This window comes from Acuticoccus kandeliae (genome assembly GCF_003073115.1).
Genome location: NZ_QBBV01000001.1, coordinates 440,279 through 457,334, shown reverse-complemented (window position 1 = coordinate 457,334; position 17,056 = coordinate 440,279). Strand labels below are relative to the sequence as shown.

The 17,056-nt window shown below is 68.0% G+C and carries 22 protein-coding genes; 13 read left to right on the top strand and 9 right to left on the bottom strand.

The window, feature by feature from the left end:
- The first annotated feature begins 57 nt into the window (after nucleotides 1-57).
- Complete coding sequence (rpsU, locus tag DBV35_RS02125; protein WP_245943814.1) at nucleotides 58-306, top strand: 30S ribosomal protein S21; 249 nt, start codon at nucleotides 58-60, stop codon at nucleotides 304-306.
- 55 nt (nucleotides 307-361) lie between these two features.
- Complete coding sequence (locus DBV35_RS02120; protein WP_108658599.1) at nucleotides 362-1,210, top strand: tetratricopeptide repeat protein; 849 nt, start codon at nucleotides 362-364, stop codon at nucleotides 1,208-1,210.
- Between the two features lie 128 nt (nucleotides 1,211-1,338).
- Here DBV35_RS02120 and DBV35_RS02115 read toward each other — a convergent pair whose 3' ends face one another.
- A complete protein-coding gene (locus DBV35_RS02115) occupies nucleotides 1,339-2,235 on the bottom strand; it encodes a branched-chain amino acid aminotransferase (protein ID WP_108658598.1) in 897 nt (298 codons plus the stop codon).
- Between the two features lie 165 nt (nucleotides 2,236-2,400).
- Between DBV35_RS02115 and DBV35_RS02110 the strand changes: the two genes are divergently transcribed.
- Genes DBV35_RS02110 through DBV35_RS02100 form a run of 3 tightly spaced genes read left to right on the top strand, consistent with a single transcriptional unit; the run spans nucleotide 2,401 to nucleotide 5,004 of the window.
- On the top strand, nucleotides 2,401-2,892 hold the full coding sequence (locus tag DBV35_RS02110; protein ID WP_108658597.1) for a MarR family winged helix-turn-helix transcriptional regulator: 492 nt from the start codon (nucleotides 2,401-2,403) through the stop codon (nucleotides 2,890-2,892).
- Complete coding sequence (locus tag DBV35_RS02105; RefSeq protein ID WP_108658596.1) at nucleotides 2,892-3,617, top strand: response regulator; 726 nt, start codon at nucleotides 2,892-2,894, stop codon at nucleotides 3,615-3,617. Before DBV35_RS02110 ends, DBV35_RS02105 begins: the two co-directional genes overlap by 1 nt.
- A gap of 7 nt (nucleotides 3,618-3,624) precedes the next feature.
- Complete coding sequence (locus DBV35_RS02100; protein WP_245943813.1) at nucleotides 3,625-5,004, top strand: ATP-binding protein; 1,380 nt, start codon at nucleotides 3,625-3,627, stop codon at nucleotides 5,002-5,004.
- Here the strand turns inward: DBV35_RS02100 and DBV35_RS02095 are convergent.
- From DBV35_RS02095 to DBV35_RS02070, 6 genes are all read right to left on the bottom strand, one after another.
- Nucleotides 5,001-5,468 carry a GFA family protein gene (locus tag DBV35_RS02095; protein WP_108658595.1) on the bottom strand — a complete coding sequence of 156 codons (468 nt, stop codon included), beginning with the start codon at nucleotides 5,466-5,468 and terminating at the stop codon, nucleotides 5,001-5,003. The genes DBV35_RS02100 and DBV35_RS02095 overlap by 4 nt on opposite strands.
- Before the next feature lie 71 nt (nucleotides 5,469-5,539).
- Nucleotides 5,540-5,887: a tRNA-binding protein gene (locus DBV35_RS02090; RefSeq protein WP_108658594.1), complete on the bottom strand. Its 348-nt coding sequence runs from the start codon at nucleotides 5,885-5,887 to the stop codon at nucleotides 5,540-5,542.
- Nucleotides 5,884-6,654 (bottom strand): TetR/AcrR family transcriptional regulator, encoded by a 771-nt coding sequence (locus tag DBV35_RS02085; protein WP_108658593.1) that lies wholly within the window; start codon nucleotides 6,652-6,654, stop codon nucleotides 5,884-5,886. The genes DBV35_RS02090 and DBV35_RS02085 overlap by 4 nt, the downstream gene beginning before the upstream one ends.
- Before the next feature lie 84 nt (nucleotides 6,655-6,738).
- On the bottom strand, nucleotides 6,739-7,536 hold the full coding sequence (gene proC / locus DBV35_RS02080) for a pyrroline-5-carboxylate reductase (RefSeq protein WP_108658592.1): 798 nt from the start codon (nucleotides 7,534-7,536) through the stop codon (nucleotides 6,739-6,741).
- Nucleotides 7,537-7,540: 4 nt separating this feature from the next.
- Nucleotides 7,541-8,044, bottom strand: a complete 504-nt coding sequence (locus tag DBV35_RS02075; RefSeq protein WP_108658591.1) for a type III secretion system chaperone family protein — start codon at nucleotides 8,042-8,044, stop codon at nucleotides 7,541-7,543.
- Between the two features lie 165 nt (nucleotides 8,045-8,209).
- Complete coding sequence (locus DBV35_RS02070; RefSeq protein ID WP_108658590.1) at nucleotides 8,210-8,470, bottom strand: accessory factor UbiK family protein; 261 nt, start codon at nucleotides 8,468-8,470, stop codon at nucleotides 8,210-8,212.
- Nucleotides 8,471-8,618: 148 nt separating this feature from the next.
- On the opposite strand from DBV35_RS02070, the gene lgt reads away from it, so the two are divergent.
- From lgt to DBV35_RS02040, 6 genes are all read left to right on the top strand, one after another.
- Nucleotides 8,619-9,455, top strand: a complete 837-nt coding sequence (gene lgt, locus DBV35_RS02065) for a prolipoprotein diacylglyceryl transferase (protein ID WP_108658589.1) — start codon at nucleotides 8,619-8,621, stop codon at nucleotides 9,453-9,455.
- On the top strand, nucleotides 9,452-10,531 hold the full coding sequence (locus DBV35_RS02060) for a class I SAM-dependent methyltransferase (RefSeq protein ID WP_108658588.1): 1,080 nt from the start codon (nucleotides 9,452-9,454) through the stop codon (nucleotides 10,529-10,531). The genes lgt and DBV35_RS02060 overlap by 4 nt, the downstream gene beginning before the upstream one ends.
- A gap of 40 nt (nucleotides 10,532-10,571) precedes the next feature.
- Nucleotides 10,572-11,351 (top strand): peptidoglycan editing factor PgeF, encoded by a 780-nt coding sequence (gene pgeF, locus DBV35_RS02055; protein WP_205648600.1) that lies wholly within the window; start codon nucleotides 10,572-10,574, stop codon nucleotides 11,349-11,351.
- 3 nt (nucleotides 11,352-11,354) lie between these two features.
- Entirely contained in the window at nucleotides 11,355-12,506 is a 1,152-nt protein-coding gene (locus DBV35_RS02050) for a M24 family metallopeptidase (RefSeq protein ID WP_108658586.1), read from the top strand.
- Nucleotides 12,503-13,003 (top strand): hypothetical protein, encoded by a 501-nt coding sequence (locus tag DBV35_RS02045; protein WP_108658585.1) that lies wholly within the window; start codon nucleotides 12,503-12,505, stop codon nucleotides 13,001-13,003. Before DBV35_RS02050 ends, DBV35_RS02045 begins: the two co-directional genes overlap by 4 nt.
- 156 nt (nucleotides 13,004-13,159) lie before the next feature.
- On the top strand, nucleotides 13,160-14,092 hold the full coding sequence (locus DBV35_RS02040; RefSeq protein ID WP_108658584.1) for a ribose-phosphate pyrophosphokinase: 933 nt from the start codon (nucleotides 13,160-13,162) through the stop codon (nucleotides 14,090-14,092).
- 70 nt (nucleotides 14,093-14,162) lie between these two features.
- On the opposite strand, the gene DBV35_RS02035 is transcribed toward DBV35_RS02040, so the two are convergent.
- Nucleotides 14,163-14,537, bottom strand: coding sequence for a hypothetical protein (locus tag DBV35_RS02035; RefSeq protein WP_108658583.1), 375 nt, complete (start codon nucleotides 14,535-14,537; stop codon nucleotides 14,163-14,165).
- 362 nt (nucleotides 14,538-14,899) lie between these two features.
- Between DBV35_RS02035 and ctrA the strand changes: the two genes are divergently transcribed.
- Nucleotides 14,900-15,601 (top strand): response regulator transcription factor CtrA, encoded by a 702-nt coding sequence (gene ctrA, locus DBV35_RS02030; RefSeq protein ID WP_108658582.1) that lies wholly within the window; start codon nucleotides 14,900-14,902, stop codon nucleotides 15,599-15,601.
- 75 nt (nucleotides 15,602-15,676) lie between these two features.
- Here the strand turns inward: ctrA and DBV35_RS02025 are convergent, their stop codons facing one another.
- Nucleotides 15,677-16,300, bottom strand: coding sequence for a histidine phosphotransferase family protein (locus DBV35_RS02025; RefSeq protein ID WP_170134862.1), 624 nt, complete (start codon nucleotides 16,298-16,300; stop codon nucleotides 15,677-15,679).
- 55 nt (nucleotides 16,301-16,355) lie between these two features.
- Between DBV35_RS02025 and DBV35_RS02020 the strand changes: the two genes are divergently transcribed.
- A complete protein-coding gene (locus DBV35_RS02020) occupies nucleotides 16,356-17,027 on the top strand; it encodes a DUF1134 domain-containing protein (protein WP_108658580.1) in 672 nt (223 codons plus the stop codon).
- The last annotated feature ends 29 nt before the right edge of the window (nucleotides 17,028-17,056 follow it).

Sequence of the window (17,056 nt, the reverse complement as noted above, 5' to 3'; positions counted from 1 at the left end):
CGGCGTGTGACGGGCGGCCGTCACACACCCGGCACGACGGTGCAGCCGTGATGCACCGTGCAACAGAAGGAAGTGGGCCAAGTGCAGGTTCTCGTTCGGGACAACAATGTCGATCAGGCGCTGAAGGCGCTGAAGAAGAAGATGCAGCGCGAAGGCATCTTCCGCGAAATGAAGATGCGCAATCATTACGAAAAGCCGTCCGAGCGTAAGGCTCGTGAGAAGGCTGAGGCGGTTCGCCGCGCTCGTAAGCTTGCACGCAAGCGCGCTCAGCGCGAAGGTCTGATCCCGGGCAAGAAGCGCGGCTGATTTCGATTCGGCCACGTCTCTGCGCCGACCCCGTTGTCAGTAGTGTTGGGTGATCATGGCTGCAAACCTGTCTCGTGCGATGATTCCTGGAGTCGCGCTCGTCGCCGTCGCTCTGAGCGGTTGCGTCGTGGACCAGGCCGTAAGTACGCCAGGTCGGCTGATTGAACCGCAGGCGGGTTCCGCCACCAACATCTCGTCCTTGACCGAGGTCGTGAACCAGAATCCTGGTGATGCCAGCGCATACAATATGCGCGGCACCGCCTTCGGCCGTTCGAACAAGCTGCGGGACGCTCTCGTCGATTTCGACAAGGCGATCCAGATCGACCCGAACTACTATCAGGCGTACGCGAACCGCGCCCTCGTCCATCGCCGGATGGACAATCTGGACCTCGCGCTGAACGACTATTCGTCGGCGCTGAGGATCAATCCCAGCTACGAGTCCGCCCTCGTCGGGCGCGGCAACATCTACCGCCTCAAGGGCCAGAACGAGCGCGCGTTGGAGGATTTCAACGCCGCGATCCGCGTCAATTCGGGTGACGCGCGCGCCTACCACAACCGCGCGCTGATCTACCAAACCCAGAACCTGCATTCGTTCGCGGTCGAGGATTTCGGCGTCGCCATCGGCCTCGATCCGAAGGCGCCCGAGCCGTACAACGGCCGCGGCATCAGCTATCTCGCGACTGGCGACGTCGACGCCGCGCTCGACGATTTCAACCAGGCCCTCGCCCTCGACCGCGACTATGCGGACGCCTGGACCAATCGCGGTCTCGCGCTGGAGACGAAGGGCGACTCGACGAAAGCCCGCGCCGCCTACAATCGCGCGATGCAGATCAGCCCCGGCTACCCCCCCGCCAAGGAAGGCATCGGGCGGATCGACGCCGGCAAGCCGCCCGTCCGCACCTAACATCCCCAGATTTATCGGTGCCGCTCCACGGCGCGCCGTGGGCACGAAAAAAGGGCGCCGGAGCGCCCTTTTCTGATGCCATGCCGCGAGCCGGCGGGCCGAGGCCCGCCCCACCCGTGCGCCGCCGGTCAGGCGACGTCGCGCAGACCCGCGCTCGCGGGGCGAACCGCCACCGCATACTCGTCCATCAGCGCGCGCGTGATCGGGCCGACCGTGAAATTGTACGGGCCGATCTCGCCGACCGGGGTCACCTCGGCCGCCGTGCCGGTGAGGAAGCACTCCTCGAAGGAGGCCAGCTCGTCCGGCATGATCACGCGCTCGACCACCTCGATGCCGCGCGAGCGGGCAAGGCCGATCACGGTGCGGCGGGTGATGCCGTCGAGGAAGCAGTCCGGCGTCGGCGTGTGGAGCTTGCCATCCTTCTGGAAGAAGATGTTGGCGCCCGTCGCCTCGGCCACCTGGCCGCGATAGTCGAGCATCATCGCGTCGGCATAGCCGTTCGATTCCGCCTTATGCTTCGACAGCGTGCAGATCATGTAGAGGCCCGCGGCCTTCGCATGGCACGGCGCGGTCAGCGGGTCCGGACGGCGCCAGTCGGCGACCATCATGCGGATGCCCTTCTCGCGCGCGGCCGGGTCGAAATAGCTCGGCCATGCCCACGAGGCGATCGCGACATGAATGGTGTTCTTCTGGGCCGACACGCCCATCATCTCGCTGCCGCGCCACGCGACGGGGCGAACGTAGGCGTCCGTCAATCCCATGCGCTTTACAGTCTCGCGCTTGGCTGCGTTGATCACCTCTTTGCTATAGGGGATCTCGAAGCCCAGCGTTTCCGCCGAAGCAAACAAGCGATTGGTATGCGCCTCGCACTCGAAAATCTCGCCGCCATAGGCGCGCTCACCCTCGAACACGCAGCTCGCATAGTGCAGAGCATGCGTCAGGACGTGCACCTTCGCGTCTTTCCAAGGCACAAAAGCGCCGTCGTACCAGATCTCACCCTCATGCTGATCGAAAGGGACAGCCATCTCATCCTCCTCCCCCGAGACAAATGGTCGGGGGCTCATTCCGTTGCGGATTTATCGAATGATTTTTCGCCGCCACGAAATATTGTTACGTTTTACCGCCAGTTCGCGAAACAAACGAGCGACTTGCGGGCCCCATACCTATGCTTCCTTGCGTGATACGTCAATATGGTTGACGTAAAAAAAGATACAGCCTCGGATAGCGCGCTTGCGCTCGACCTCATCGAGCGCATTTTCTTCGGCTATCGGGACTTTGTCGGGATCGCCGACGAGGCGCTGATCAAGACCGGATATGGCCGGGCGCACCACCGCGTCCTGCACTTCGTCGACCGCAATCCGGGACTGACCGTCGGCGAGCTTCTGACGATCCTCAAGGTCACCAAGCAGGGGGTGGCGCGTGTGTTGCGGACCTTGGTGGAAGACGGGATGATCGAGGTGCGTCCGGGCGAGCATGACCGGCGCGAGAAGCGGCTCACCGTCACCGCGGCGGGCCATGCCCTCGCGAGCGAGCTGTCGCGCCTCCAGAGCGCGCGGATCGAGGCGGCGCTGGCGCCGCTCCCCGCGGGCGCGCGCGAGATCGTCGGCGCCTTCCTCGCCGGCCTCGTGGACGAGAAGGAGCGCGCCGCCGTGCTGCGCCGGATCGAGGCGGGCCGCGTCTGATGCGGTACGCCGATCGCGCCGACGCGGGGGAGCCGCGCGCCGACGACGAGGCGCCGCACGTCCTCATCGTCGACGACGACCACCGCATCCGCTCCCTGCTGGAGCGGTTCCTGCGCAAGGAGGGTTTCCGCGTGACCTCCGCCGAGAGCGCCGGACAGGCGCGCAAGCGCCTCGAAGGCTTTCTGTTCGACGCCGTGGTCCTCGACGTGATGATGCCGGGCGAGGACGGCTTCTCGCTCCTCGCGACCCTGCGCGCCGACGCGAACCCGCCACTGCCCGTCCTGATGCTGACCGCGCGGACCGAGCCCGACCAGCGCATCCACGGGCTGGAGCTCGGCGCGGACGACTATCTCGGCAAGCCGTTCGAGCCGCGCGAGCTTGCCTTGCGCCTCACCAACCTCATGCGCCGCCGGCCGGAGACGCAGCGCTTCGTCCGCTTCGGCCGCTTTGTGTTCGACATCCGCCGCGAGGAATTGTCGAGCGAGGGCGAGCCGATCCGCCTCACCGACCGCGAGCGGCGCCTGATGCGCCTCTTCGCGAGCCGGCCGGGCGCCACCATCCCCCGCCACGAGCTCGTCGCCGACGAGGATCTCGGCGACCGCGCGATCGACGTGCAGATCAACCGCCTGCGCCGCAAGCTCGAGGACGACCCGGCCGCGCCCCGCTATCTCCAGACGATCCGCGGCCTCGGCTATCGCCTCCTCGCCGACCCCACCGAAACCTGAGGCCGGCATGACCATCAGCCTCGACGACCGCCCCCGCCGCCCGCTCTGGCGGCGGATGCTGCGCTGGATGGGGTTGCCGCCGCCGATGGAGCGCTGGCTGCGGCGGCGGCTGCCGCGCCGGCTCTTCGCGCGCTCGATCCTCATCATCGTCATCCCGATGATCGTGCTCCAGTCGGTCGTCGCCTTCGTCTTCCTCAACCGGCACTGGGAGAACATGACGACCCGCCTCTCGGTCGCGACGGCGACGGAGATCGCGGCGATCGTGGAGCTTCTGGAGCAGTCCGAGCCCGACGCACGGCCGCTCGTCCTGAAGGTCGCCGCGAACAATCTCTTCAGCGAGATCAACCTCCTGCCCGGCGACCGCCTGCCGGCGCCGCACCGCAAGCTCTTCTTCTCCCTCCTCGACCGGACGCTGAGCCGCCAGATCTCGAACGCGGTCGGCCGCCCCTTCTGGATCGACACGGTGGAGAGCACCCGCTTCGTCGAGATCCGCATCAAGACGCACGTCGGCATCCTCCAGATCATCACCCGGCGCAGCCACACCTACGCCTCCAACGCGCACATCACGCTCGTCTGGATGGTGGGGACGGCGCTCGTCCTCATCGCCGTCGCCCTCCTCTTCCTCAAGGGCCAGGTGCGGCCGATCCAGGAGCTTGCGGCGGCGGCCGAGCGTTTCGGTCAGGGCCGGCCCGTCGGCCATTTCCGCCCGCACGGGGCGATCGAGGTGCGGCAGGCGGCCTGGGCCTTCCTGGAGATGCGGCGGCGGATCGAGCGGCAGATCGAGCAGCGCACGGCGATGCTCGCCGGCGTCAGCCATGATCTGCGGACCATGCTGACGCGCTTCCGCCTGGAGCTCGCGCTGCTGCCCGAATCCGACGACACCGCCGCCCTGCGCGCCGACGTCGACGAGATGCAGGCGATGCTGGAGGACTATCTCACCTTCGCCCGCACCGACACGGACGAGCACGCCGACAATGTGGTCCTGCGCGACCTCATCGCCGACGCGGTGCGCAAGCACCCCACGGTGAGCGTGCGCGTGCAGCCGGGCCTCCAGGCCAATCTGCGGCCGGTGGCGACGCGGCGGCTCATCACCAACCTCGTCGCCAACGCGACGGAGCACGCGAAGACGGTGAGCGTGGAGGCGACGGCGAACGAGGGCCGCCTCCTCATCCACGTGGACGATGACGGGCCGGGGATCCCGGAGAAGGAGCGCCGCGCGGTCTTCCAGCCCTTCTACAGGCTCGACAGCGCACGCAATCGCGATCGCGGAGGGACGGGGCTCGGCCTCACCATCGCGCGCGACGTGGCGCGCCGACAGGGCGGCGATGTGGTGCTGACGACGAGCCCGCTCGGGGGCCTGCGCGCGACCGCCCGCCTGCCGCTCTAGGCGTAGAGCGCCTCGCGGCGGCGCAGGCTCTCCTCCGGCCAGAGCGCGGTCCGGTCATAATATTCCTCGAAGGCCGGCACGCCCTCCGGCAGGATCAGCCAGGGCTGCTTGGAGCGGGTGTAGATGTGGACGTCGGGCGGGAAACGGTCCGGATCGTCGAGCGTGCCGACGCGCACGAAGCGCACGCGCTCACCCGACCCCGCATAGTTGCTCCACAGCGCGATCTGGCAGAACGGGCAGCGGCTGATGCGCTGCCCCCGTCCGCTCTCGCTCGGGGTGAGGACCACGTGCGGCTCGCCCGAGGTGAGGCGCACCCGGTCCGCCTCGATCATGGCGTTGATGACGAGCGCCGACCCGGTCTCGCGCTGGCACCACCTGCAGTGGCAGCCGTGCACGAAAAGCGGTGTCGTCTCCATGACATAGCGCACCCTGCGGCACGCGCATCCGCCTGCGAACTCAGCCATCGCCCACCTCGCGTGTCCGGGAGCCCCGGCGCACGCTGCCTCAATCGGGCGGTGGGCGCAACGCGCGTTGCCTACATGAGGCGCGCGCCGTCCGGTGCGTTCTTGTCCGGCACGGCGAGGACGATGGCGCCGCTCTCGTCCGCGAAGCCGAGCGTCAGCACCTCGGACATGAACGGGCCGATCTGGCGCGGCGGGAAGTTGACGACGCCCATCACCTTGCGCCCGACGAGCGCGTCCGGCTCGTAGTGCACGGTGATCTGGGCGGAGGAGCGCTTCACGCCAATCTCGGGACCGAAATCGATCCGGAGCTTGATCGCGGGCTTGCGCGCCTCGGGGAAGGGTTCGGCGGCCACGACGGTGCCGATGCGGATGTCGACGGCCATGAAGTCGTCGAAGGAGATGGTTTTGGTGTCGGTCACGATGCGGATGGTTGGTCTTCGGATCTGTCGGCCCCGCCCATAGCACGATCATCCGCTCCGGGCGACACGCGGCGCGTCGTCGGCTCGCCGTCGTCCTCGCCGCTCGCCCAGCCCTCGCCCTCGCCGTCCTCCGGCCAGCCGCCCTCGGCGCCGTCCGAGCCGTCGGCGGAGGCGGGGGACGCGTCGCCCACGGCCGCGCCGAAGACGCGGGCGAAACGCTTGTGGCGCCGCTCGGCCTCGCGAAGCTCCTTGTCGAGCGCGGCCATCGTGCGCGGCAGGCCCGTGTCCTCCTCGTCGACGAAGATGCGCAGGACGCGGGCGAACGCGACCGCGAGCCCCTGAAGGACCACGCGTCCGCGCCAGCCGGCGGCGGAGATCCCGGCGGCGGCGAGCATCCAGGACTGGGAGCGCACCTCGAGCGTGTTGAGGCCCATCGCGAGCGAGGGGTCGCGCAAAGCCGAGCGCATCAGCGACTTCATCGCCGCGCGGTAGGGGCGCAGCGCGTCGAGGCGGCCCATCAGCACGTCGAACAGGCGCTCGCGCGGCGGCTCGTCGGCCATGTCGGAGACGTCGTTGCGCAGGACCGCCTGGTCGATCTTGCGGGCGAACCCGTCGAGGATCGCGCCGCGCGTCGGGAAATGGGCGGCGAGCGTCGCGAGGCTCACCCCCGCCTCGTCGGCGATGTCGCCGACCGTGACGCGCTCGAACGGCCGTTCGGCGAGGAGGCGCATGGTGGCCTCGATGATGCGATCCGCAGTGTCCGACACGGTGGGCGCCTCCCAAGGCGGGACGGGGCCCGCCGCTGCTTCACGTGACAACGGCGCCGAAGCGGAGCCCCGCGCGGGGGCGCTTCAGCTGCCGAGTTCGCGGGAGCGGACCGTCGCCGCGTGCACGGCGCGCGTCATCAGGTCCTCGAGGTCGCCGGTGTCCATCAAGACGGACAGGGCGGCGGCCGTCGTGCCCCCTGGGGATGTCACATTGCGTCGCAGGGTCGCCGGATCAAGCGTGCTGCGATCAAGAAGCGCACCGGCGCCGATGATCGTCTGCCGCGCGAGCACGGCGGCGACATCCGGCGGCAGCCCCTCCGCGACGCCCGCGGCCGCGAGGCACTCAACGAGATAGAAGACGTAGGCCGGGCCCGAGCCCGAGACGCCCGTCGCCGCGTCGATCAGCGGCTCGTCCTTCACCCACTCCACCGCGCCGAAGCCGCGCAGGAGCTTGTCGGCGAGGGCGTGCTGGGCCTCCGACAGGCCGAACGCGACGGCCGCCGTCATCCCCTTGCCGACCGAGCAGGGCGTGTTCGGCATGCCGCGCACGATCGGGCCGGGGCCGAGGGTCTGGAGCGTTTTCACGGTGACGCCGGCGGCGATGGAGATGACGAGCGTCTCCTCGTCCCGGATCGCGGCGAGCATCGGCAGGACGCCGCCCATCATCTGCGGCTTCACCGCGAGGACGAGCGTCCCGGCGACGACGGCGGGCGGCTCGGCCACCACGCGCAGGCCGGGCGTCTGCATGGGTTGCGTGTCGGCGGGATGCGGCTCGACCACGACGATGGCGCGCGGGTCGATCCCGGAAGCGAGCCAGCCTTCCAGCATGGCTCCTCCCATCTTTCCGGCCCCCACAAGGACGAGGGGACGCTCGGGTGTCATCGTGTCAGGCCTCACCAAGGGTCTCGAACAGGGCGCTCTCCAGCGCATCGGTGGCGGATTTGCCGGCCCAGACGACGAACTGGAACGCCTGGTAGTGGGAATCGCAGGTCTCGACCGCGTGCGACAGCAGCGCCTGCACGTGGCCCGAAGCGGGCAGCTCGTCCCCGGCGAGAAGCTGGGTGTGGCGGAAGATGACCACGCCCTCCTTGCTCCACAGGTCGAAATGGCCCATCCACATCCGCTCGTTGACGAGAGCGAGCAGGCGGACGACTTCGGTGTAGCGCGGCTCGGTGACCTTCAGGTCGAACGCGACCGCGATGTGAAGGGAATCGAACTCCTCCATGTGCGTGAAGGCGACATGGTAGGCGCTCCAGCGGCCCGAGATCGAAATGGTGATCTCGTCGTCTCCGGCGCGCTCATAGGTCCAGTCGTTGCCGTTGGCCACCTCTTCAATGCGGTCGATGGGATTGGCGGAGACGGTGAATTCGTCGTAGTCGATCAAGCTCATCGCTGATCCTTTCAGGCCCACACGGGGTGCGCCCCCAGGCGAGGCGACCCGCGCTTGCGACGACGCTCTTACGCCAGACTGGAACGAATCCGGCGGCGCCGCCGACAGGAGATCAAATTAGGTGCTGGGAGAAAAGGTGCAGAGGCACGTGGTCCACGGCCCGTTTCACACGCTTTCCTTCGTTTTCTCTGCTTCCAACGCCTCGATCCGCGCCCTCAGGCGATCCACCTCATCCGCCGCGCGCGTGGCGATGGCCTTCACCGCCTCGAATTCGTCACGATGGACAACGTTCGCCTCGGACAGCAGGTTTTCGATTTGAGAGCGGACGACGGTCTCCACTTCACGGCGAGCGCCTTGCGCAACGGCGGCAGCGTCCGTGGCGAGGCGAGCAATTTCATCGATGAGGCGATTGTTCGTTTGGGTCATAACCCTCTCCGTCTAGCGCAGCAACAGGACGCGCTGTGCATAGCAGCCACTATGGTTCTGCCGGACTGGTCGCACAAGTGAGGCCACCGGTTCCCCTCCGCCCCTCAAAGGGCGATAGAGGCGTGTTCCCACCCGAGCGAGTCGCCCGATGTCCCTCGTCTTGACGTTTCCTACCTTCGACCCGGTGGCAATCTCTGTCGGTCCCGTCGCCATCCGGTGGTACGCGCTCGCCTATATCGCCGGCATCCTGATCGGCTGGGCGCTCGCCCGGCGGATCGTGTCACGGCCGGCTCTGTGGGGCACCCGCCCGCATCCCTCCGTCCGCGACATCGACGATCTCGTCACCTGGGTGACGCTCGGCATCGTCCTCGGCGGGCGGCTGGGCTTCGTGCTCGTCTACAACCCCGCGTACTATCTCGCCCATCCTGGCGAGGCGCTCATGCTGTGGCAGGGGGGAATGTCCTTCCACGGAGGCCTCGCCGGTGTGATCGTGGCTGTCCTCCTCTTTTCCCGCGCCCGGCAGCTCTCGCCGGTCGCCGTCCTCGACGTGCTGTCGGGTGTGGTCCCGATCGGCCTATTATTCGGACGAGTCGCGAATTTTATCAACGGCGAGTTGTGGGGACGTCCCTCCGACGCGCCCTGGGCGATGGTGTTTCCGGGCGCCGGGCCCGAGCCGCGCCATCCGAGCCAGCTCTACCAGGCCCTCCTCGAGGGCTTACTCCTCTATATTGTGGTGTCGATCGCGATTCGCATGGGGGCGCTTCGCCGCCCCGGCCTCGCACTCGGCCTCTTCGGTGGGGGATATGGGGTGGTGCGCATCGTCGGCGAGTTCTTCCGCATGCCCGACGCGCAGCTCGGCTTCCTCTTCGGCCCCATCACGATGGGCATGCTCCTCTCGCTGCCGATGGTGATCATCGGCGCGGTCATCGTCGCCGTCGCGCTCGCCCGCCCGCCTTATCCGGCGCGTGACAGGGCGGCCGGATGACACCCGTCGAGGCGCGCCTCTTGCGCCGCATCGCGCTCACCGGGCCGATCAGCGTCGCCGAATACATGGCCGCCTGCCTCACCGACCCCGACGGTTACTATAGCGGGCGCGAGCCGTTCGGCGCCGCCGGCGACTTCGTGACCGCGCCCGAGATCTCGCAGATGTTCGGAGAGCTTCTCGGCGCCTTCGTCCTCGACCGCTGGCACGCCGACGGGCGGCCCGAGGCGGTCGATCTCGTCGAGCTCGGCCCCGGCCGCGGCACGCTGATGGCGGACGCGCTGCGCGTCGCGATGCGCGATCCGGGCTTCGCCGCCGCGAGCCGGGTCGTCCTCGTCGACGCCTCGCCGCGCCTTCGCGCCATCCAGGAGGCGGCGCTCGCCCCGCTCCACCCGCGCCTCCTCTGGCGCGACGGGGTGCCGGACGAGCGGCCGATCTACCTCCTCGCCAACGAGTTCTTCGACGCGCTGCCGATCCGCCAGTTCGTCCGCCGCGGCGGCAAGTGGTTCGAGCGCACGATCGGGCGGGACGGCGACCGGCTCGTCTTCGGCCTCAGCCCCTTCCCCGCGCCGCTGAAGGCCGACGCGCCCGAGGGGGCGATGCGCGAGGTCCGGCCCGCCGCAGACGCCGCCGCCCGCGAGATCGCGGCGATCATCGCGCGGCACGGCAAGGGCGCCGCACTGATCGTGGATTATGGCTACGACCGGCCCGGCGACGGCGACACGCTCCAGGCCGTCCGCCGCCACGCCTACGCCGATATCCTCGCGGACCCCGGCGAGGCGGACCTCTCGGCGCACGTGGATTTTTCCGCGCTCGCCACCGCCGCGCGTATCGAGGGGGTGAGCGTCCACGGCCCCGTCGGACAGGGCCCGTTCCTCCTCGCGCTCGGCCTCCTCGCGCGCGCCGGACAGCTCGGCGCCGGCGCCTCGGCCGAGGTGCAGGCCCGCCTCCACGCCGACGTTTCCCGCCTCGCCGGCGAGGGGCCGGGCGAGATGGGCGCCCTCTTCAAGGTGCTCGCGGTGACGGCAAACCCGACCATTCCGCCGGGATTTGATGTTGTCGGACGCCATGCCGGCTGATAGGAGCCCATCGCGGGCTCGCTTTTCATTGGGGTGACCTATCCTCGACCGATCGCCTGATGTCATCACGGCTGACGCGCTCGACCGCGCCGGCCTTCGCCATGCCTTCTTTACCCGGCAGGGTGGGGTCTCGGACGGCATCTACCACTCGCTGAATGCCGGTCTCGGATCCGCCGACGGGTCGGACAAGGTCCACGAGAACCGCCGTCGGATCGCCGACGCCATGGGCGTCAGGACCGAGGCGCTGGTCACGATGCACCAGATCCATTCGCCCGACGTCCTCACCGTGACGGAGCCGCCGGCCGGGCGGCCGAAGGTCGACGGGATCGTGAGTGCGACGCCCGGCGTCGCGCTCGGCGTGCTGACGGCCGACTGCGCCCCGGTTCTCTTCGCCGACCCGGTGAACAAGGTGGTGGGCGCGGCCCATGCCGGCTGGCGCGGCGCGACCGGCGGCGTCGTCGAGGCGACGATCGCGGCGATGGTCGCGCTCGGCGCCGATCCGGCCGCGATGATCACCGTCGTCGGGCCGACCATCGCGCAGCCCTCCTATGAGGTGGGGCCGGAATTCCGCGAGCGCGTCGTCGCCGACCATCCCGCCGCGGACGACCTCTTCCGCCCGTCCGCGCGGCCCGACCATCACCTCTTCGACCTGCCGGCCTTCGTGGTGCGCCGGGCCGAGGCTGCGGGCGTCGGCACCGTCGTCGATCTCGGCCTCGACACCTATGCCGACGAGGCGCGATTCTTCTCCTATCGCCGCGCCACCCATCGCGGCGAGCCGGACTATGGCCGGCTCATCTCAGCGATCGTCCTGGAGGGTTAGAGCATGGCCATTCATTTCGAGCGCGAGGAATTCGACGCGCGCATGGACCGCCTCCAGGCCGCCATGGCCGAGCGCAAGCTCGACGCAATGCTGCTCTTCTCGCAGGAGAGCATGTACTGGCTGACCGGCTACGATTCGTTCGGCTTCGTCTTCTTCCAGTGCCTCATCGTGTCGAAGGAGCGCCGGATGGCGCTCGTGACGCGCTCGGCGGACCTGCGCCAGGCGCGCGCGACCTCGATCATCGAGGAGATCATCGTGTGGGCCGACCGGGCCGACGCGAACCCGACCAAGGCGCTGAAGGACCACCTCTTCGAGATGGACCTCCTTGGCGCGCGCATCGGCGTCGAGTACGACACGCCCGGCCTCAACGCCAAGAACGGGCGCGACCTCGACGACCAGCTCACGAGCTTCGCCGCCGCGGAGGACGCCTCGCAGCTCATCCCGCGCCTGCGCAGCGTGAAGAGCGCGGCCGAGATCGCCTATGTGCGCGAGTCCGCCCGCCTCGGCGACGCGGCCTGGCACGCGGGCGTCGACCGGGCCGGCCCCGGCGCCGACGAGGGCCACATCCTCGCCGCCATGCAGAGCGCGGTGCTCGCGGGCGGGGGCGACTATCCGGCGAACGAGTTCATCATCGGCTCCGACCGGGACGCGGTGCTCGTGCGCTCCCACACCGGCCGCCGCATCCTCAGCGCGAACGACCAGCTCATGCTGGAATTCGCCGGCGCCTATCGCCGCTACCACGCCGCCCTGATGGAGACGGTCGTGATCGGGACGCCGCGCGCGCGCCATCGCGAGATGTTCGACGTCGCGAAGGCGCAGCTCGACGCGGTCGTCGGGACGATGCGCCCAGGCCACACCTTCGGCGATGTGTTCGATGCGCACGCCCGCGTGGCGCAAGAGCATGGTATGAACTCATGGAAGCTGAACGCGTGCGGCTACTCGCTGGGCGCATCCTTTCAGCCGTCCTGGATGGAATGGCCGATGTTCTATCACGCCAACCCGGCGGAGATCGTGCCCGACATGGTGCTCTTCGCGCACATGGTCCTGCTCGATTCCGAGACGCAGACGGCGATGGCCATCGGCCGCACCTTCCTCACCACCGAGGGTGAGCCGGAGATGCTGTCGGCCATCGCGCCGGCCTTCCTGACACGATGAGACGGGCCCTCGCCCCCCTCCTCGCCGCGGCGATCCTCCTCGCCGGCTGCGACGCGCCCCAGCTCTCGGGCATCGCCGCTGGCCTCGAGACGAACATGACCGCGCCGCAGGGGCCGCCCATCAACGACCCGTCCGAGGCGACCTTCGCCTTCGAGCCGTTCCCCGGTATTCCCGGCAATGTGGGCGACGATCTCCTGCGCCGCATCTGGCAGCACGCCGAGCGCGAGGGCCTTCAAGTCGTGAAGCGCCCCGGCGGCACGGCCCGCTTCACGGTCGAGGGGACGCTGACGGCCGTCTCGAACGACACCAACTCGCTGATCATCTACGTCTTCGATATCAAGGATGTGACGGGCCGGCGCCTCCACCGGATCTCCGGCCGCCAGCGCTCGCAGGAGTCGGAAGGCGATCCCTGGTCGAGCATCGCGAGCGGCGATCTCGACGTGATCGCCCGGCGCCTCGTCGCCCTCATCAACGCCTGGCTCCATGCGGACGCATGAGATCGACAGGCTGCCCCTCTCCCCGTGGCGCAAATGTCGCGCAGCGGACCCCAATCACCACTCGAAGGGCCCGAAACCGGCGTCCCGCCTTCACATTCGAGGCGAGGCGTTGAACGCCGTAGGAGCCCCTCTCTCGCCGTTGCCAGGACGTAGGCCATGAAGCTCGTTGCCGGAAACTCCAACCGCGCGCTCGCGGAAGCGATTTCCTCCTATCTCGACCTGCCGCTCGCCCAGTGCGTGGTGCGGCGGTTCGCCGACCAGGAGGTCTTCGTCGAGATCAACGAGAATGTCCGTGGCGCCGACGTGTTCGTCCTCCAGTCGACGAGCTACCCGGCGAACGACAATCTGATGGAGCTCCTCATCATCATCGACGCGCTGGTCCGTGCCTCGGCCCGGCGCATCACGGCGGTGATCCCCTATTTCGGCTATGCCCGGCAGGACCGGAAGATGGGCGGGCGCACGCCGATCTCGGCCAAGCTCGTCGCGAACCTCATCACCCGCGCCGGCGCCGACCGCGTCCTCACGCTCGACCTCCACGCCGGCCAGATCCAGGGCTTCTTCGACATCCCGACCGACAACCTCTATGTCGCGCCGGTGATGACGCGGGACATCAAGGAGCGCTACTCGCTCGAGAATCTGATGGTCGTCTCGCCGGACGTCGGCGGCGTGGTGCGCGCCCGCGACCTCGCCAAGCGCATCGACGCCCCGCTCGCCATCGTCGACAAGCGGCGCGAGCGTCCGGGTGAATCGGAAGTCATGAACATCATCGGCGACGTGTCGGGCCGCGACTGCCTGCTGTTCGACGACATCGTCGATTCCGGCGGCACGCTGTGCAACGCCGCCGAGGCCCTCCTCGCCGCGAACGCGAATCGCGTGTCCGCCTACATCACCCACGGGGTGCTGTCGGGGGGCGCGGTCGCGCGAATCGAAGCCTCGAAACTCGACGAACTCGTCATTTCGGACTCGATCGAGCCCACCGAGGCGATGATCGCGGCGAAAAAGCTGAGGGTTGTGTCAATTGCGCCACTGATTGGCGAGGCGATTGCCCGCACGGCGCTGGAAAAGTCGGTCTCGAGCCTGTTCGACTGATCGCGTCCCGAGCCGAAATTCGGCGGCCAGCCTGGCGTTCGCGAACGCCGGCCAGGCCGCCTCGCATCGTTCAGGCGTGCGCGTGACGAAGCTGCCGCGCACCCTGCCCGGCCTCGACGATGAGGTCCCCGGCATTGCTCAGCGCATCGAAGAAACCGTCGATCTCGGTGAGGGATTCGACGACGCGGGCGCGACGTTCGGACATATCGGCGATCGTGGCGCTCAGATTGCGGCGACGCTCGCGCGCGGCGCGGGCCACCGTGGAGTAGGCGAAATTGGCAGGGTCGTTGACCCCGGTCCGGCGCTCTTCACCCTCGATCTGCTTGCCAAGTTCGACCCGGATTACCTCAAGATCAGCGATCATCCGGTCGAACTGAGCGAGCTGGCGACGCAGGGCGCCCGCCTGGAATTCCTTGGCCTGAATCGTGCTCTCGCGCGGCTTCATCACTTGTGCCTCTCATCGCTTCTGAGGACACTCTAGCGATGAGGCGTTGCAATTTGGTTCGACCGGTAGGGGCAACTGACATTCGCCCGTTAACCAGATTCGGCCAACCTGTTACCCACGCCTTTCGGCCACACTCGAATCACATCGCCCGCTTCTTAAACAATCATTTACCGGCTCCGCTCATGTTCGTTACCGGCGCTGGCCACCGGTCGACGAAACGTGAGGACAACCGTCGCGTCGGCCGTCCGGCCACATGCCGATTTGGTAACAATACCTTGTTCCGATTCGGCGACGCCGTCGGGTCAAATGACCGTTTATAAGAGGAAAACCGCTTTCGGGCGGTCTCGCATGAGAGGAACCGCATGCGCGTTCTACTGATTGAGGACGACAGCGCCACCGCACAAAGCATCGTGCTCATGCTGCACTCGGAGCGGTTCAACGTCTATCAGACGAACCTTGGCGAGGAAGGCATCGACCTCGGCAAGTTGTACGACTACGACATCATCCTGCTGGACATTAATCTCCCCGATATGTCCGGCTACGAGGTGCTGCGGGCGCTCCGCGTCGCGAAGATCGAGACGCCGATCCTGATCCTTTCAGGTCTCGGCAACATCGAGGACAAGGTCCGCGGGCTCGGCTTCGGCGCTGACGACTATCTGACGAAGCCCTTCCACAAGGACGAGCTCGTCGCCCGCATCAATGCCATCGTCCGCCGCTCCAAGGGACATGCGGAGTCCATCATCCGCACCGGCGAGCTTGCCGTGAACCTCGACACCAAGACCGTGGATGTCGACGGGCAGCGCGTGCACCTCACCGGCAAGGAGTACCAGATGCTGGAACTCCTCTCGCTGCGCAAAGGCACCACGCTCACCAAGGAGATGTTCCTCAACCATCTCTATGGCGGCATGGACGAGCCCGAGCTGAAGATCATCGACGTCTTCATCTGCAAGCTGCGCAAGAAGCTGTCCGCGGCGACCGGCGGGCGGAATTATATCGAGACCGTGTGGGGCCGCGGCTATGTGCTGCGCGAGCCGGACAATGAAGTCCGGCGCGAGATGGCCTGACGAGACCGTGCCGGCGCGCCGCGGTGCGCCGTCGCAGATCGAGAGAAACGCGCGAACCGGGCCTCGGCCCGGTCTTCAGCGCGAGACCGTCTTGAAGGTCATCGAGCCTTCTTCGGTCTTCACGACGATGCGCCAGCCGGCGCTGTCCGCGAGCTTCTGAATGCAGAGCGCCTGCACCGCCCGCGGATCCGTGATCTCGCCGCCATCGGTGATGACTTCGAGAAATGGCGGCGTGCGAAGCTGGGCTCCCGCTGCATGAACGCTGAGCGTCTCATTCTCGTACCGCACCGTGATCGTGCCGCCGCGCGGCACGCAGCCGAGCGCGTAGGTGGCGATCAGCATGGCGAGCTTGACCGGGATGCGCGGGACGGCGCCGCCGCCCCAATCCCATTCGAGCGTCGCCCGCTCCCCGGCGAAGACGCCGGCCGTCAGTCGCCCCGCCTCGTTCGGGTCGATTTCTTCCGCGCCGCCGGCGGCGCCGTAGGCCATGCGTGCATATTGCAGTTTGGCGGTGGCCTGGGCGGCGCTCTTCTTGATGAGTTCGAGCGCCATCTCGGCCATGGATTCATCCTCGGCCATCAATTCCAGACCGTTCTGGATGGCCCCGACCGGTCCCACGACATCGTGGCACAGGCGGGACGCGAGGAGGCTCGCAAGGTCGAGGTCGTTCGGCATCGTTCGTCCATCGTAGCGCGTCATGCCTGACCGTCGCACGCGCCCCCCCGAATTTGAAGCCAGTTCCGTGAGGTGTCCCATGTTGCGTTCCCTCAGACCCACCGCAAAGGCCGCGAAAACGGCCCTGGCGCTCGCCGCGCTCGCCCTTGCCCCGCTGGGCGCCGCCGCGCAGACCGCCTACCCCGCCTACCCCGCTTCCCCGGTCGCCGCGGACCCGACGCCCGGCACATATGATTCGGCGCCCGCCGGATCGACCGGCCAGCTTTCCACCACCTACAACCAGGACGAGCTGCTCTCCGCCGGGCACGAGTTCTTCGGCCAGGCCTCCAGCGGCCTCGCCTCGATGATCGAGAACCTCCTGTCCCGCTTCGGCGAGCCCAACGCCTACATCCTCGGCGAGGAGGCCTCGGGCGCCGTGTTCGGGGGCCTGCGCTATGGCGAGGGCACCCTCAACACGCGCACCATGGGCTCGCGCTCCATCTTCTGGCAGGGCCCGTCGATGGGGTGGGATCTCGGCGGCTCGGGCAGCCGCGTCATGATGCTCGTCTATGACCTCCCCTCGCCCGACGCGCTGATGCAGCGCTTCACCGGCGTCGACGGCTCGGCCTATCTGGTCGGTGGCCTCTCGATGACCGTCATGGCGGCCGACAGCACCTACCTCATCCCCGTGCGCACCGGCGTCGGCGCCCGGCTCGGCTTCAGCCTCGGTTACCTGAAATTCACGCCGGAGCCGACCTGGAACCCGTTCTGAGCCGTCCCGCGTGACAGCGGCGAAGAACG

Excerpts from the sequence above, each read along its gene's own strand:
- DBV35_RS02120 (WP_108658599.1), top strand. The coding sequence starts at position 362 with ATGGCTGCAAACCTGTCTCGTGCGATGATTCCTGGAGTCGCGCTCGTC.
- DBV35_RS02115 (WP_108658598.1), bottom strand. The coding sequence starts at position 2,235 with ATGGCTGTCCCTTTCGATCAGCATGAGGGTGAGATCTGGTACGACGGC.
- DBV35_RS02110 (WP_108658597.1), top strand. The coding sequence starts at position 2,401 with ATGGTTGACGTAAAAAAAGATACAGCCTCGGATAGCGCGCTTGCGCTC.
- DBV35_RS02105 (WP_108658596.1), top strand. The coding sequence starts at position 2,892 with ATGCGGTACGCCGATCGCGCCGACGCGGGGGAGCCGCGCGCCGACGAC.
- DBV35_RS02100 (WP_245943813.1), top strand. The coding sequence starts at position 3,625 with ATGACCATCAGCCTCGACGACCGCCCCCGCCGCCCGCTCTGGCGGCGG.
- DBV35_RS02095 (WP_108658595.1), bottom strand. The coding sequence starts at position 5,468 with ATGGCTGAGTTCGCAGGCGGATGCGCGTGCCGCAGGGTGCGCTATGTC.
- proC (WP_108658592.1), bottom strand. The coding sequence starts at position 7,536 with ATGACACCCGAGCGTCCCCTCGTCCTTGTGGGGGCCGGAAAGATGGGA.
- DBV35_RS02075 (WP_108658591.1), bottom strand. The coding sequence starts at position 8,044 with ATGAGCTTGATCGACTACGACGAATTCACCGTCTCCGCCAATCCCATC.
- DBV35_RS02070 (WP_108658590.1), bottom strand. The coding sequence starts at position 8,470 with ATGACCCAAACGAACAATCGCCTCATCGATGAAATTGCTCGCCTCGCC.
- lgt (WP_108658589.1), top strand. The coding sequence starts at position 8,619 with ATGTCCCTCGTCTTGACGTTTCCTACCTTCGACCCGGTGGCAATCTCT.
- DBV35_RS02060 (WP_108658588.1), top strand. The coding sequence starts at position 9,452 with ATGACACCCGTCGAGGCGCGCCTCTTGCGCCGCATCGCGCTCACCGGG.
- DBV35_RS02050 (WP_108658586.1), top strand. The coding sequence starts at position 11,355 with ATGGCCATTCATTTCGAGCGCGAGGAATTCGACGCGCGCATGGACCGC.
- DBV35_RS02045 (WP_108658585.1), top strand. The coding sequence starts at position 12,503 with ATGAGACGGGCCCTCGCCCCCCTCCTCGCCGCGGCGATCCTCCTCGCC.
- DBV35_RS02040 (WP_108658584.1), top strand. The coding sequence starts at position 13,160 with ATGAAGCTCGTTGCCGGAAACTCCAACCGCGCGCTCGCGGAAGCGATT.
- DBV35_RS02035 (WP_108658583.1), bottom strand. The coding sequence starts at position 14,537 with ATGAAGCCGCGCGAGAGCACGATTCAGGCCAAGGAATTCCAGGCGGGC.
- ctrA (WP_108658582.1), top strand. The coding sequence starts at position 14,900 with ATGCGCGTTCTACTGATTGAGGACGACAGCGCCACCGCACAAAGCATC.
- DBV35_RS02025 (WP_170134862.1), bottom strand. The coding sequence starts at position 16,300 with ATGACGCGCTACGATGGACGAACGATGCCGAACGACCTCGACCTTGCG.
- DBV35_RS02020 (WP_108658580.1), top strand. The coding sequence starts at position 16,356 with ATGTTGCGTTCCCTCAGACCCACCGCAAAGGCCGCGAAAACGGCCCTG.